Below are 13,820 nucleotides of genomic sequence, written 5' to 3'. Positions count from 1 at the left end.
GTACGCCGCCTGCCGCTGCGGGTCAGCGGCCGCCGGCCGCGGCGATCACCTCGCGGGCCTGCTCGCGGACCGAACGCATCCCGGCATCCAGCTGCGCGGGGTCACGCTTCAGCAACGGGTCCAGGTAGCGGGTGCGCAGCGCGGTCGCATCGTCCACGCGTTGCATGCGCTGCAGCAGCCGATACAGGCGCGCGGCGGTTTCGATCGTGGGCGACGCCTCGGCGCCGAGTTTGCGCGCGCGCAGCTCCAAGGCCGTCGCGTAGGCCGCGCGCGCCGGCTCCAGCCGGCCCAGGGCCAACAGGATGTCGGCATTCAGGCTCCAGGTGCCGGCGATGATCGGGTGGTCCGGCGCGAGCGTGCGGCGCTGGCCCTCGAGGCAGCGCTGCGCATGCGGCAGCGCCTGCGCATGGCGCCCCTGCCGGTGCAGCAGGCTCGCCAGGCTGCCCTGCGCCAGCAGGGTATTGGGATGGTCCGGACCGCGGTGGCGCAGGTGCGAATCCAGCACCGCCTGCTGCACCCGCAGCGCCTGCGCCATGAATTCGGCGCGCGCGGCCGGGTCGTCGGCCAGCATGGCACGCTTGTTCAGCACGCCGACCAGGCCGGTCATCGGCGAGACGGCCTGGGCGCTGTCTTCGCCCTGTTGCTGGCGCCGGTAGTCGATGACCCGTTCGATCTCGGCCTGGACCCGGGCCAGCGCCGCGTCGTCGCCGGCCAGCGCGAAGCCATTGATCGCCACCAGGTAGCGCGCCGACACCGTGTCCGGATGGTCTTCGCCGTAACGCTGCGCCAGCACGTCGGCGGCGTTGCGAGCCAGGGCCTGCGACTGTTCGAACTGCTTCTGCTCGCGCAGCAGCTTGGCCTGCACCAATGCCACGTACAAGGTATCGCGATGCGTCGCCCCGAGCGCACGCTGGTACAGCGGCAACAGCGCTTCGGCCTCCGGCCCGGCCTCGGCGCGCCGGCCGGCCTGGATCAACGCATCGATGCGGTAACGACGCAGGCGCAGCAGGCGCTCGTCGCTTTCCGGCAGGGCGCTGCCGACACCCGCGCGGATCGCGTCGTAGGCGGCGATGGCATCGTCGAAGCGGCCCTGGATGATCATCAGGATGGCGCGCCCCAGTTCGGCCTCCAGCCGCTGCGGATCGCTCATCGGCCGTGCCGCGGTGGCGGCGTGCACCTGCGTATACAGGCGCTGCGCCTCGTCCGCGCGCCCAAGGGTGACCAGCACCCCCGCCAGCGCCAGTTCCGTTGACAGCCGCTCCGGGCTGTCCGCTGCCAGCGCCTGCCGCTGCTCCAGCACCTGCCGCAACTGTGCCTCGGCGCTGACGTTGCTGCCGATGGCGTGCAGCACGCCGGCCAGCGATTGCCGCAACTCCGCCGCCAGCGCGGCGTCGTCACTCACCTCGTTGCCGATCCGGTCCAGCGCGTGCGCCACCACGTAGGTCTCCAGCGCATCGCGGGCCAGATCGGTGGCGCCACGCGCGGCCGCGGCATCCACCAGCTGCAGCACCTGCGGCGAGGCCAGTTGCCCACCGGCGGCGGCGTCGGCCTTGAGCAGCATGTCCTTCTGCGCGGCGGCCAGCGAGCGCCCCATTGCCTGGATGTCGACGCTTTCCAGGCTGCTGCGCTGGAAATCGACGATCCGCTGCAGCTCCCGCCCGCGGCGTTCGGCCAGCGCCTGCTGCGCTTTGGCCTCGCGCAGGGCCAGCACCGAGGCCAGCAGCCCGCCCAGCACCGACAACAGCACCAGCGCCGCGGCGGCCAGCGGCCAGGCATTGCGCCGCAGCAGGCGCCGCATGCGATACCCGCGTTCGCCGGCGCGGGCGCTGACCGGGCGGTGCTCCAGGTACCGGCGTAGGTCCTCGGCCAGCGCCGCGACCGAGGGGTAACGGCGGTCAGGCTCCTTGCGCAGCGCCTTGAGCACGATGGCGTCGATGTCGGCCGGCACCGCGCGCCCGCGCCGCCGTGGCGCACCGTCGGCGCGCAGCCGCCGGCTTGGCGGCGGCACGTCGGTATTGGCGATGGCGTTGTACAGGCCGGCCGGATTGTCGATGTCGGAGAACGGCAGCTGGCCGCAGACCAGCTGGTACAGCACCGCGCCCAGCGAGTAGACGTCGGTGGCGGTGGTCAGCGGCTGGCAGGCGAGCTGCTCGGGGCTGGCGTAGGCCAGGGTGAGGGCATGCTGGCCGGTACGCGTATCGCCGGCCGCCGCGCTGTCCTCGTCGATCAGGCGGGCGATGCCGAAGTCCAGCAACCGCGGCTGGCCGCGCGCGTCGACCAGGATGTTGGCCGGCTTGAGATCACGGTGGATGACCAGGCAGCGGTGCGCCTCGGCCACCGCTTCGCAGATCCTGACGAACAGCGCGATGCGCTCGTCCAGCGGCAGCCGCGCGGCGTGGACGTCCACGCGCTCGCCCTCGACGTATTCCATGGCCAGGAACGGGCGGCCATCGGCGAGAATGCCGCCGTCGAGCAGGCGCGCGATGCCCGGGTGGTCCAGCCGCGCCAGCAGTTCACGCTCGCGGGCGAAGCGCGCGCGCAGTTCCTGCGACGCCTCGGCCACCGGGTTGAGCAGCTTCAGCGCGACCTTCTGCACGAAGCCGCCGTGGCTGCGTTCGGCCAGGTACACCACGCCCATGCCGCCGGCGCCCAGGCGCTGCAGCAGGCGGTATTCGCGGCTGGCGTCGGCCGATGCCTCCTGGCCGCTGAGGTCCTGCCCCGGGTCGGGCGGCGGCAGCCCCGGCGAACGGCACGACACCACCAGCGTCTGGTCGGCCTCCATGCCGGCGAGCAGCGCCCGCGCCTCCTCGGCCAGCGCTGCATCGCCGGCCGCCTCGCGTTCGATCAGCGCCTCGCGGGCGCTGCCCTGCAGGTCCAGCGCCTGCAGCACGATCTGCTTGACCCGGTGGTAACGCGTCGCGTCGCCACTGCTCCCCTCGCCTTCGCGCATCGTCCCCATTCCCCGTTCACCTCCCCGTGCGGCGGATCCCCTCAGCCGGTATTCTGCACCCCCTGCGATACCCCGTTCACGCAGGCCACCAGCGCGCGCAGCAGCGCGTCGTCCTCGCGGCCACTGTGACGCCAACGCTGCAGCAGGTCCACCTGCAGGGTGCTGATCGGGTCGATGTAGGGGTTGCGCAGGCGGATGGACAACGCCAGCCGCGGATCGTGCGCCAGCAGTTCCTGCTGCCCGCCCAGGCGCTTGACCCAATGCGCGGTCAGCGCCAGTTCTTCGCGGATCACCGGGAAGAAGCGGTCATGCAGCGGCCCGGCCAGGCGCGAGAACTGCTCGGCGATGTGGATGTCGCCCTTGCTCAGCACCATCGCCATGTCGTCGAGGAAGGTGGCGAAGAACGGCCAGTCGTGCGCCATCTCGCGCAGCCGCTCCTCGTGCCCGGCGTCGGCGGCCGCCTGCAGGCCGCTGCCGACGCCGAACCAGCCGGGAATCACCGCCCGCGCCTGGCTCCAGGCGAACACCCACGGGATCGCGCGCAGGTTGGACAGCGCCGCGTCCTGGCCGAGCCGGCGCGACGGCCGCGAACCCAGGGTCATGCGCTCGATCACGTCGATCGGGGTGGCGGTGCGGAAGTACGCCATGAACTGCGCATCGCCGACCAGGTCGCGGTAGCGGCGCGCACTCGCGGCCGCGACGGTGTCCATCACCGGCGTCCACTGCGCCTCGCGCGGTTCGGCCGGGCGTGGCCGCAGGCTGGCGCGCAGCACCGCGCCGGCCGCCTGCTCCAGCGAGCGCAGCGCCAGCGCACGGATACCGTACTTGCGGTGGATCACCTCGCCCTGCTCGGTCACCCGCAGGCGGCCGTCGATGCTGCCCGGCGGCGAGGCGTCGACCGCGTGCGTGGTCTTGGTGCCGCCGCGGCTGATCGAACCGCCGCGGCCGTGGAAGAAGGTCAGGCGCACGCCATGCGCGGCCGCCACCGCCAACAGCTCCACCTGCGCCTGCTGCAGGCCCCAGCGCGAGGCGGCGATGCCACCGTCCTTGCCGCTGTCCGAGTAGCCGAGCATCACCATCTGCACGTCGCCGCGCGCGGCCAGGTGCGCGCGGTACACCGGGTCGCCCAGCAGGTCGCCCAGGGTCGCGGTGCCATGGCGCAGATCGTCGACCGTCTCGAACAGCGGCGCGATGTCCAGCGGCACCGCGCCGCGTTCGTCGACCAGGCCGCCGCGGCGCGCCAGCGCCAGCACCGCGAGCACGTCGCCGCGGTCGTGGGCCATGGAGATGATGTAGCTGCCCAGCGCGTCGGCGCCGTGCCGGGCGCGCGCGTCGGCCAGCGCCGCGAACACCTTGTCCAGCCGCTGCCCGGCCTCGTCGTCGCCGCGCGGCAACACCGCCTCGCCGGCGGCATAGGGCGACAGCAGCCGCGCCCGCGCCGCGGCGTCCAGTGCCTCGAATGCCGCCTGCCCGCCCAGCACCTCGGCCAGCGCGCGCGCGTGCACGCTCGATTCCTGGCGCACGTCCAGCCGCGCCAGGTGGAAGCCGAAGGTGCGCACCCGCCACAGCAGGCGCCGCACCGAGAACCAGCCGGCGTGGCGGCCCTTGTTCGCGTCCAGGCTGTCGAGGATCAACTGGATGTCGTCCACCAGCTCATCCGGGGAGCGGTACGCGCCCTCGGCATCGTCGAGCGTGGCCTGCAGGCGGGCGCGCATGCGGTCGTTGAGCAGGCGGTAGGGCATGTCGGCGTGGCGCGGGCGCGACTGCACCTGCGGCAGCAGCGCGCGGTACGCGTCCACCCGCGCACGCACCGCCTCGCTCACCCCGACCAGCTCGGTGGACTGGCTGAGCAGGCTGGCGAGCTTGAGCAGATCCTTCTGGTAGAGCTCCAGGACCGCGGCGCGCTGCGCATCCAGGGTGGCGGCGATGGTGGTCGCGTCGACGTTGGGATTGCCGTCCATGTCGCCGCCTACCCAGGTACCGAAGCGCACCAGCCGCGGCAGTGGCAGGGTGCGGCCCCAGGTGGCGAGCAGCGCCTGTTCCAGCGATTCGTAGAACACCGGCATCACCCGGTACAGCACCCGGGTGAGGTAGAAGCCGACGTGCTCGCGTTCGTCCTCCACGCTGGGCCGCACCGGCGAGGAATCGGCGGTCTGCCACGAGGCGGTCAGCGCCATGCGCAGGCGCGCGGTGTCGGCGGCCTGTTCGCCCGGGGTGCGCTGGCCGTCGAGGTTGTCCACCAGGCTGGCCACCATCAGCTGCTCTTTTTCCAGCAGCGCGCGGCGCACCGCTTCGGTGGGGTGGGCGGTGAACACCGGTTCGATGTCGATGCGCGGCAACCACTGCGCCAGCTCTTCCAGGGTCACGCCCTGCGCCTTGAGCTGCTGCAGGGCGTCCTGCAGGCCTTCGGGCTGCGGACGCTTGGTGCCGGCGCGCTGGTAATCGCGGCGGCGGCGGATGCGGTGCACGCGCTCGGCGATGTTCACCACCTGGAAATAGGTGCTGAAGGCGCGTACCAGTGCCTCGGCCTGGCGCGGCGTGCGCCCGGCCAGCTGCGCGCTGAGCGTGGCCAGCGGTGCCTGGCTCTCGCGGCGCGCGATCGCGGCGGTGCGCACGTCCTCCACCTCATCGAGGAACGCGGGCGAGACCTGTTCGGAAAGGAGGTCGCCGACCATCGCGCCGAGGCGACGGACGTCGTCGCGCAGGGGCAGGTCGGGGGTGGCGAAGACGACGCTGCTGCGGTACTCGTTCATCCAGGAACCGGAACCTCGGAAGCGGGAACGGTCCCAAGCCTAACTGAAAAAACCCACGCTTTTTGCAGTGCATCAATGGCGAAAATGGTTGCATCTGCATGTTGTCCAGCGGCTGTCGCTGCGGACATCCAGCGGGCGCCGCGAGCGTCCGGCAAGGGACAGCCGATGACGTGCGCCACGACCCAGCCGCAAGCAGGAGCGTGCCGCTGCAGGCGCCACCGTCGGCGGAAGAGTGCCGCGCGCCAGCGGCGCGGGCGCGGCGCAGGGCAAGCCGGAAGCAGGCCCATGCAGCACGTTGCGGGACATGCGGCGACCCCGCGCATCGCGGGCGGGTACCGGCCAGCCGCCGGCACGCCGCGGGGGGACCGCGGAAACCGCACCCGGGCAAGGGGTGCGCGAAGGCACGGGATACGGCGGGGCGCACATGCCCCACGGCCCGGACCGCGGCCGTGGGGCATGTGCGCCAGGCGCTGGCGCGTGCCGGCCTGCGCCCGCGCTTAGCGCTTGCCGCCCTTGGCCGGGGCCGCCAGCCAGCGGTCCAGCCAGTCCTCGCTCTCGGCCAGCATGGTCATGATCGACTCACGCGCACGGTAGGCATGCGATTCGTTGGGCAGCATCACCAGCCGCGCGTTGCCGCCCAGGCCCTTGACCGCGGCGAACATGCGTTCGCTCTGCATCGGGAAGGTGCCGGAGTTGTTGTCGTCCACGCCATGGATGAACAGGATCGCGTCCTTGATGTCGCCGGCGTAATTGAACGGCGACATCTTCAGGTAGGTGTCCTGCGCCTGCCAGTAGTTGCGCTCCTCGGCCTGGAAACCGAACGGGGTCAGCGTGCGGTTGTAGGCGCCCGAGCGGGCGATGCCGGCCTTGAACAGGCGCGTGTGCGCCAGCAGGTTGGCGGTCATGAACGCGCCATAGGAGTGGCCGCCGACGGCGATCCGGTCGCGGTCGGCCACGCCGCGGCGCACCACCTCGTCCACCGCCGCCTGCGCACTGGCCACCAGTTGCTGCACATAGGTGTCGTTGGGCTCGGCATCGCCCTCGCCGACGATCGGCATGGTCGGGTTGTTGAGCACCACGTAGCCCTTGGCCAGGAACGCCTGCGGGCCCCAGTAGCTGATCGCGTTGAACCGGTGCGGGGAACCGGTGACCTGGCTGGCGTCGCCGGCGGATTTGAACTCGGCCGGGTAGGCCCACATCAGCAGCGGGCGCGGGCCGTCCTTCTTCGGGTCGTAGCCGGGCGGCAGCAGCAGGTCGGCGGTGAGCGCGACGCCGTCGTTGCGGGTGTAGCGGATCTGCTCCTTCTTCACCCCGCGCAGCTGCGGCAGCGGGTGCGCGTTGCGGGTCAGCGCGACCGGCGCGGCATCGCTGCCGAGGGCGCGACTGTACAGGTTGGACGGTTCGTCGTTGGACTCGCGGCTGAACAGCACCCGCGGCGCATCGCCGTCGATCACCGCCACCGGCGCCTCGTAGTACGGCGCCTGCGAATGGAACAGGCGTTCGGCCTTGCCGCTGTCCAGGTCGATGCGGTCCAGGAACGGGCGGTCGCCCTGCGCCGAGGCACCGTCGCCGACGCGATAGTAGCCGCGGCCATCGGCGGTGAACTGCAGGCGCGCGCGGCCGCTGTCGTCGGGCTGCAGCAGCGGCTCGCCCGGGTCGGCATAGCGGTCGTCGCCGGAGCGTTCGGACAGCAGCTGCGGCGCCTGTTGCGGCTGGTCCGGGGCGATCTTCCACTCGCGGACCTGGCGCGTCTTCCACCAGTACTCGCTGAGCAGGGCGACGTCGCCACGCCCCCAGGTGATGCCGGCATAGCGCGCGGCCAGCCGCGCCAGCGTCACCGGCGGCCGGTCGAACGGCGCGGCCTGCACCAGCACCGCGTCGCGGATCGCCGCGTCGCGCGCCGGGTCGCCGCCGTCCTGCGCCTCGGCCCAGACCAGGGTGGCCGGTGCGTCGGCGCGCCAGGCGATCGAGCGCACCCCGGTCGGCACCGCGTCGTTGCCGGTCGGCAGGCCTTCGACCAGCGGCAGCTTCGCCACCGTGTGCGCGACCCGGCCCTGCGCGTCCAGCACCTCGATGCGCCGCGGGAAACTGCCGACCGGCACCGCATAGGAGAACGGCCGCTCCACCCGCTGGCTGAGCAGGTAGTTGCCGTCGGGCGACGACGACAGCCCCAGGTACAGCCCCGGCATGCCCAGCGGGCGGCTTTCGCCATTGATCGCCACCCGCACCGGCTGCGCCTGCAGGTAGTACTCGAACAGGCGCGCGTCGTGTTCGTTCTTCAGCAGGTCCTGGTAGGTGCGCACCGAGCGCACGCCCCGGCCCGCCTCGGTCTGCTGCACCGCCGGTCCGCTCGGGATGCCGTCGCCCGCCGGCGCGGCGCCCTGCCCGGCTGGGCGCTGCATCACCAGCAGCGCGTCACCGCCCGGCAGCCACGCATAGCCGTTGCCGACCACCGAGTTCAGCCGCTCGGCCACGCGCCGTGCGCTGCCCGCGGCCACGTCCACCAGCCACAGCTCGTTGCTGCCGCTGGCCGGGTCCACCTGGTTGAACGCCAGGTACTTCTGGTCCGGCGACCAGGCCAGCGAGGCCACCGACAGCGGCTGCGGCAGGCCGCTGATCTGGCGCTGCGCGCCGTCGGCGGTGGAGATCAGCCACAGCTGGCTGCCGAACGAGAAGCGGCTGTCGGAAAAGGTCTTCGGGTTGATCCGCAGGCCGGCCAGCTTCAGCTCCGGCTGCGCCACCTGGGCGATGGACGGCAGCGGCGGGGTCTGCAGCATGGCCGCCAGGTCGCGGCGCGGCGACAGCCGCAGGCTCGGCGCGCGCGGGGCGTCCACCACCGCCTGCAGCGCCGCCGACGGCAGGCGGTAGCCCGTGGCGTCACTGGCGGCGCTGCTGGCGGCCGGGGCGGCCGCCAGCAGCGGCGGCACGGCCAGCAGCAGGCCGGCGCACAGCACCAGCGCCGCGGACGCGCGGCGGCTGCGGCGGGAAGCGAACATCGTCATGGCAATCCTCTCTAGGCGGTTTCAACCGCACACGTTAACAATCCCCGGCCGCCGGCTCCCCTGCCTTTGGTTGGTCAGGGCCCCCGCGCGATATAATCGGCGCCCCCGTCCGAGGGGCGCTGCGACCGCCGTGTGGAGTCCCCCGCAAGGGCCGGACCGGCACGGCGGCCAGGCTCGGACGGCATGGCATGCAACAACGGCGCCCGGCGAACGCGAGCCTGCTCGCACCACACCGGAGCCTTACATGAACGCTGTTGCAAAGACCTTCTCCCAGGAAGGCGACTACAAGGTCGCCGACATCTCGCTGGCCGACTGGGGCCGCAAGGAAATCGACATCGCCGAGCACGAGATGCCCGGGCTGATGGCGATCCGCCGCAAGCATGCCGCCGCGCAGCCGCTCAAGGGCGTGCGCGTGACCGGCTCGCTGCACATGACCATCCAGACCGCGGTGCTGATCGAAACGCTGAAGGACATCGGCGGCGACGTGCGCTGGGCCTCGTGCAACATCTTCTCCACCCAGGACCAGGCTGCCGCCGCCATCGCCGCCACCGGCACCCCGGTGTTCGCGTGGAAGGGCGAGACCCTGGAGGAGTACTGGGACTGCACCCTGGAAGCGCTGACCTTCAAGGCCGCCGACGGCACCCTGCTGGGGCCGGAGCTGGTGGTCGACGATGGCGGCGACGTCACCCTGCTGATCCACAAGGGCTACGAGCTGGAGAACGGCAGCGACTGGGTGAACACCCCGTCCGGCTCGCACGAGGAACAGGTCATCAAGAACCTGCTCAAGCGCGTGCACGCCGAGCGCCCGGGCTACTGGACCCGCGTGGTCAAGGACTGGAAGGGCGTCTCCGAGGAGACCACCACCGGCGTGCACCGCCTGTACCAGCTGGCCGAAGCCGGCACCCTGCTGGTCCCGGCGATCAACGTCAACGACTCGGTCACCAAGAGCAAGTTCGACAACCTGTACGGCTGCCGCGAGTCGCTGGCCGACGGCCTGAAGCGCGCGATGGACGTGATGCTGGCCGGCAAGGTCGCGGTGGTCTGCGGCTATGGCGACGTCGGCAAGGGCTCGGCGCACTCGCTGCGTGCCTACGGCGCGCGCGTGATCGTCACCGAGATCGATCCGATCTGCGCGCTGCAGGCGGCGATGGAGGGCTTCGAGGTCAACACCCTGGAGTCCACCCTGGGGCGCGCCGACATCTACGTGACCACCACCGGCAACAAGGACATCATCCGCATCGAACACCTGAGCGCGATGAAGGACCAGGCCATCGTCTGCAACATCGGCCACTTCGACAACGAGATCCAGGTCGACGCGCTGAACGGCTACGCCGGGGTGAAGAAGATCAACATCAAGCCGCAGGTGGACAAGTACGTGTTCCCGAACGGCAACGCGATCTTCCTGCTGGCCGAGGGCCGCCTGGTGAACCTGGGCTGCGCCACCGGCCACCCGAGCTTCGTGATGTCCAACAGCTTCGCCAACCAGACCCTGGCGCAGATCGACCTGTGGGCCAACAGGGACAGCTACAAGGCCGACGTCTACCGCCTGCCGAAGAAGCTGGACGAGGAGGTCGCGCGGCTGCACCTGGAGAAGATCGGCGTCAAGCTGACCACCCTGACCCAGGAACAGGCCGACTACCTGGGCGTGCCGGTCGACGGCCCGTTCAAGCCGGAGCACTACCGCTACTGACCGGCGCGCCGGTCATTGCGGGGAACACCACGACGGGCGCCGCGAGGCGCCCGTCGTGCTTGCGCCGGACGTCAGGGACCCCGGCCTTGTTCTCGCCGGCCACGCACGCTTGCTACGCTGCGCGACCCGATCCCGACGCCGCGCACCGACATGACGATGAAATCTGTGTTTCCCGCCATCGCGGCACTGCTGATGGCGGCGCTGCCGGGCATCCCGCGCACACAGCCGGCGCCCCCGCCGTATGACAGCTTCGTCATCCAGTCGCAGCGGCTGCAGGAGGCGCGCACCATCAACGTCTACCGGCCGCCCGCCGACGCGGCGGTGGCGCATCCGGTGCTGTACATGCCCGACGGCGGCGTCGCCTAGGATTTCCCGCACGTGGCCGCCACGGTCGATGCCGGCATCCGCGCCGGCCGGATCGCGCCGCTGCTGGTGGTCGGCATCGAGAACACCCAGCGCCGCCGCGACATGACCGGTCCGACCCAGGTCGACAGCGACCGCCGCATCGCGCCGGTGGTCGGCGGCTCGGCCGCGTTCCGCGCGTTCATCGCCGAGGAACTGGTGCCCGAGATCGCGCGCCGCTACCGCACTACCGGCGCGCGCGGCATCATCGGTGAATCACTGGCCGGGCTGTTCATCGTCGAAACCCTGTTCGAGCAGCCGGCGCTGTTCGACACCTGGATCGCCTTCAGCCCCAGCCTGTGGTGGAACGACGCGGCGCTCACCCGCAGCGCCGACGCGCGGCTGCAGCGCATGCCCGGACTGCAGTGCCGGATGCTGCTGGCCTGGGGGGACGAGGACAACATCGGTCCGCACGCGCAGGCGCTCTCGGACACGGCAAGGCGCGCCGGCCCGGCGCACCTGCAATGGCAGGCGCTGCCACGCCCTGACCTGCGCCACGACACGATCTACACCGCGCTGGAGGCGATGGCGATCGAACGCATGTACCCCGCCCCCCCCCGGCACCGGCGAGGGCAAGCGCTGAGCCTTCGCCGGATGCGACCATGCCCAGGGCCGCAACCGCGGCCGGGGTCGATGTCCGGCAGCGAATCCAGCTCCGCCCCTGGCTTGTCCTGACTTCGGTTTACCCATGTCTCTTTCGATCCACGAAATACCGCCCGCCGACGCGCCGCTGGCGCTGCTCCTGCTGGCCGACCCCTCGGAACGCAAGATACGCGCCTACCTGCCGGACGCACGCTGCTTCGCCGCCCGCATGGACGGCGCCATCGCCGGCATCTGCGCGGTCGTGCCGCTCGCGCAGGGCAGCCACGAACTGATGAACATCGCCGTCGATCCGGCACGCCAGCAGCGCGGCATCGGCACGCGGCTGCTGGCCCACGTGATCGACACGTACCGGCGCGAAGGTGCGCAGCGGCTTGAAGTCGGCACCGGCACCTTCGGCTACCCGCTCGCGTTCTACCAGCGGCAAGGCTTCCGCGTGTTCCAGGTTGACCGCGACTTCTTCCTGCGCAACTACGACGAAGCGATCGTCGAGGACGGCATCCAGCATCGCGACATGCTGCGCCTGGCGCTCGACTACCGCCCGGCGTACTGAGCGCGCTCAGCGCCAGTTCGCGTTCGCCTCCCAGAACTCGACCGCACGCCGGTACGCCTCGCGGTCGATGGGCACGCCCGAGCCGCCCTCTTCCACGCCCAGCGCATTGCGCATCATGGTGATCGGCGCCATCGGGATTTCCGCCGGCTCGGCGGTGTACAGGCAGCCGACCACGCCCCAGTCGGCGTCGATCGGCGCGCCTTCCTTGGCCAGCTGTTCGCGGCTGTAGAGGATGACGACCAGGTACTCGGCCACCGGCGGCTCCACGCCCTCGAACCAGCGCACCAGCACCGGCAGTTCCTCGCGCGTGCGCGCCTCGTAGGCCGAGCGCAGCAGGTGGCGGTTGGCGTCGGTGACCGGCACCGTCAGGCAGCGGGTGGAGGTCCAGTTGCGGTGCACGTGCAGCTTGCAGAACGGCGCGTAACCGTCGAGCACCTGCAGCGGCGGATGCGTATTGAGATGGCGCTCGAACTGCTCGGGCGTGCAGTCGCGGATCGTGTTCGGGCGCGGCGTGCGCGGGAACAGGCGGGTACGGGCGAAGGGGGTGAGGAAGATCGACATGGCCGGGACGTTCGGAAAACCCGGCCATTGTCGGCCATCGCGCCACGGCCGCGCACGCCGGCGCACGCACGGGTGCGGGATGCGCGCGCTGATCCACGCAGGGCGCACGCCCCCGCGAGCGCGGACGCCATCCCGATCAGGCCCACGCGCGCCCGGGTTGCGACGGAAGGCGGCGGACGCCGTGGTGGGCACTGGCGCACTGCATGCCGGCGATCGGTGGGAGCCGGAGGACGCCGCGTTCCACCGTCCGCGCGGGCCATGGCAGGCAGCAACGTGGACCGCGCTGCGCGGGCGGGGTTCCCCGGCACGGCCCACCCTTTGCCTGGCTGGGGTTGCCGGCCGCGCCAGGCGGCACATTGGCGCACCGCGCGCGCCGGCCCGGTCGATGCCGTCCGCGATGACGGCGGGGGCCGCCCGCGCCGCCGATGACCGCGGCAATCCAACCGGCTGCGCGTCGCCGCACGGCAGGAAGGAGCTTCCGACAAGCCTCCGACTCCGGCCCGCGCATCGTCGCATTGCCGCCTTCCCACCGGACCACCGCCATGCACAGCCACGCCGCTCCGGGCGACAGCAAGGTTCCCGAGGTCACCCTCGCCTTCTGGGTCACCAAGATCCTCGCCACCACGCTGGGCGAGGTGGGCGGCGACGCGGTCACGATGTCGATGGGCCTGGGCTATCTGGCCGGCACCGTGCTGTTCGCCACGGTGTTCGCCATCGCCGTGGCCGTGCAGATCCGCGCCAGCGGCTTCCGTCCCTGGCTGTACTGGGCGGCGATCATCGCCAGCACCACGGTCGGCACCATCCTGGCCGACTATGTGGACCGCTCGCTCGGCATCGGTTACAGCGGCGGCAGCAGCGTGCTGCTGGCATTGCTGCTGGGCACCCTGTTCTGCTGGCAGCGCAGTACCGGCAGCGTCTCGGTGGCCGACATCGGCTCGCGCCGCAGCGAGTTGTTCTACTGGCTGACCATCACTTTCTCGCAGACCCTGGGCACCGCGCTGGGCGACTGGGCGGCCGATACCCAGGGCCTGGGCTATGCCGGCGGCATGCTCCTGTTCGGTGGCCTGCTGGCGCTGGTCGCGGCGCTGCACCTGGCGACCCGCCTGCCCAGGACCCTGCTGTTCTGGGCCGCCTTCATCCTCACCCGGCCACTGGGCGCGGTGGTCGGCGACTTCCTCGACAAACCGCTCGACCACGGCGGGCTCGCGCTGAGCCGCTATGCCGCCTCGCTGGTGCTGCTGGCGGCAATCGTGGCCTGCATTGCGCTGCTGCCGCAGCGCGCCGCGCGCCGGGCCCACTGAACCGCGCG

Annotated in this window: 9 protein-coding genes and 1 riboswitch; of the genes, 5 read left to right on the top strand and 4 right to left on the bottom strand. The window is 71.7% G+C overall.

All coding sequences use genetic code 11. The features are described 5' to 3' along the window. Nucleotides 1–22 precede the first annotated feature (22 nt). The 3 genes from AC06E6_RS01060 to AC06E6_RS01050 all read right to left on the bottom strand — a co-directional run bounded on the left by AC06E6_RS01060 (nucleotide 23) and on the right by AC06E6_RS01050 (nucleotide 8,705). Nucleotides 23–2,950, bottom strand: a complete 2,928-nt coding sequence (locus AC06E6_RS01060) for a serine/threonine-protein kinase (protein WP_478059981.1) — start codon at nucleotides 2,948–2,950, stop codon at nucleotides 23–25. A 41-nt stretch (nucleotides 2,951–2,991) separates the two neighbouring features. Then, entirely contained in the window at nucleotides 2,992–5,703 is a 2,712-nt protein-coding gene (gene ppc / locus AC06E6_RS01055; RefSeq protein WP_161613811.1) for a phosphoenolpyruvate carboxylase, read from the bottom strand. Between the two features lie 497 nt (nucleotides 5,704–6,200). Beyond that, nucleotides 6,201–8,705, bottom strand: coding sequence for a S9 family peptidase (locus AC06E6_RS01050; protein WP_478059979.1), 2,505 nt, complete (start codon nucleotides 8,703–8,705; stop codon nucleotides 6,201–6,203). A gap of 105 nt (nucleotides 8,706–8,810) precedes the next feature. Continuing rightward, nucleotides 8,811–8,917: riboswitch (S-adenosyl-L-homocysteine riboswitch) on the top strand. A 32-nt stretch (nucleotides 8,918–8,949) separates the two neighbouring features. Here AC06E6_RS01050 and ahcY point away from each other — a divergent pair. The 4 genes from ahcY (at nucleotide 8,950) to AC06E6_RS01030 (ending at nucleotide 11,950) form a co-directional block, all read left to right on the top strand. Then, entirely contained in the window at nucleotides 8,950–10,395 is a 1,446-nt protein-coding gene (gene ahcY, locus AC06E6_RS01045) for an adenosylhomocysteinase (protein ID WP_104939586.1), read from the top strand. Between the two features lie 150 nt (nucleotides 10,396–10,545). Further along, the gene (locus AC06E6_RS01040; protein WP_478059976.1) at nucleotides 10,546–10,761 is read left to right on the top strand and encodes a hypothetical protein; all 216 of its coding nucleotides are present in this window, start codon (nucleotides 10,546–10,548) and stop codon (nucleotides 10,759–10,761) included. Between the two features lie 12 nt (nucleotides 10,762–10,773). Further along, complete coding sequence (locus tag AC06E6_RS01035) at nucleotides 10,774–11,472, top strand: alpha/beta hydrolase (RefSeq protein WP_313230563.1); 699 nt, start codon at nucleotides 10,774–10,776, stop codon at nucleotides 11,470–11,472. A 13-nt stretch (nucleotides 11,473–11,485) separates the two neighbouring features. Continuing rightward, entirely contained in the window at nucleotides 11,486–11,950 is a 465-nt protein-coding gene (locus tag AC06E6_RS01030; protein WP_313230562.1) for a GNAT family N-acetyltransferase, read from the top strand. Nucleotides 11,951–11,956: 6 nt separating this feature from the next. Here AC06E6_RS01030 and AC06E6_RS01025 read toward each other — a convergent pair whose 3' ends face one another. Further along, complete coding sequence (locus tag AC06E6_RS01025; protein ID WP_161613808.1) at nucleotides 11,957–12,511, bottom strand: DUF3228 family protein; 555 nt, start codon at nucleotides 12,509–12,511, stop codon at nucleotides 11,957–11,959. A gap of 542 nt (nucleotides 12,512–13,053) precedes the next feature. Here AC06E6_RS01025 and AC06E6_RS01020 point away from each other — a divergent pair. Then, nucleotides 13,054–13,812 (top strand): COG4705 family protein, encoded by a 759-nt coding sequence (locus AC06E6_RS01020; RefSeq protein ID WP_478059974.1) that lies wholly within the window; start codon nucleotides 13,054–13,056, stop codon nucleotides 13,810–13,812. The last annotated feature ends 8 nt before the right edge of the window (nucleotides 13,813–13,820 follow it).

It is taken from the genome of Stenotrophomonas sp. Steno-Z10-HUANG, assembly GCF_056393075.1.
Note: the sequence above shows the minus strand (reverse complement) of the source record. Positions and strands in the feature narration are given on the sequence as shown.

Bases quoted from the DNA above. Each gene is read 5' to 3' on its own strand.
- AC06E6_RS01060 (WP_478059981.1), bottom strand. From the start codon at position 2,950: ATGCGCGAAGGCGAGGGGAGCAGTGGCGACGCGACGCGTTACCACCGG.
- ppc (WP_161613811.1), bottom strand. From the start codon at position 5,703: ATGAACGAGTACCGCAGCAGCGTCGTCTTCGCCACCCCCGACCTGCCC.
- AC06E6_RS01050 (WP_478059979.1), bottom strand. From the start codon at position 8,705: ATGACGATGTTCGCTTCCCGCCGCAGCCGCCGCGCGTCCGCGGCGCTG.
- ahcY (WP_104939586.1), top strand. From the start codon at position 8,950: ATGAACGCTGTTGCAAAGACCTTCTCCCAGGAAGGCGACTACAAGGTC.
- AC06E6_RS01040 (WP_478059976.1), top strand. From the start codon at position 10,546: ATGACGATGAAATCTGTGTTTCCCGCCATCGCGGCACTGCTGATGGCG.
- AC06E6_RS01030 (WP_313230562.1), top strand. From the start codon at position 11,486: ATGTCTCTTTCGATCCACGAAATACCGCCCGCCGACGCGCCGCTGGCG.
- AC06E6_RS01025 (WP_161613808.1), bottom strand. From the start codon at position 12,511: ATGTCGATCTTCCTCACCCCCTTCGCCCGTACCCGCCTGTTCCCGCGC.
- AC06E6_RS01020 (WP_478059974.1), top strand. From the start codon at position 13,054: ATGCACAGCCACGCCGCTCCGGGCGACAGCAAGGTTCCCGAGGTCACC.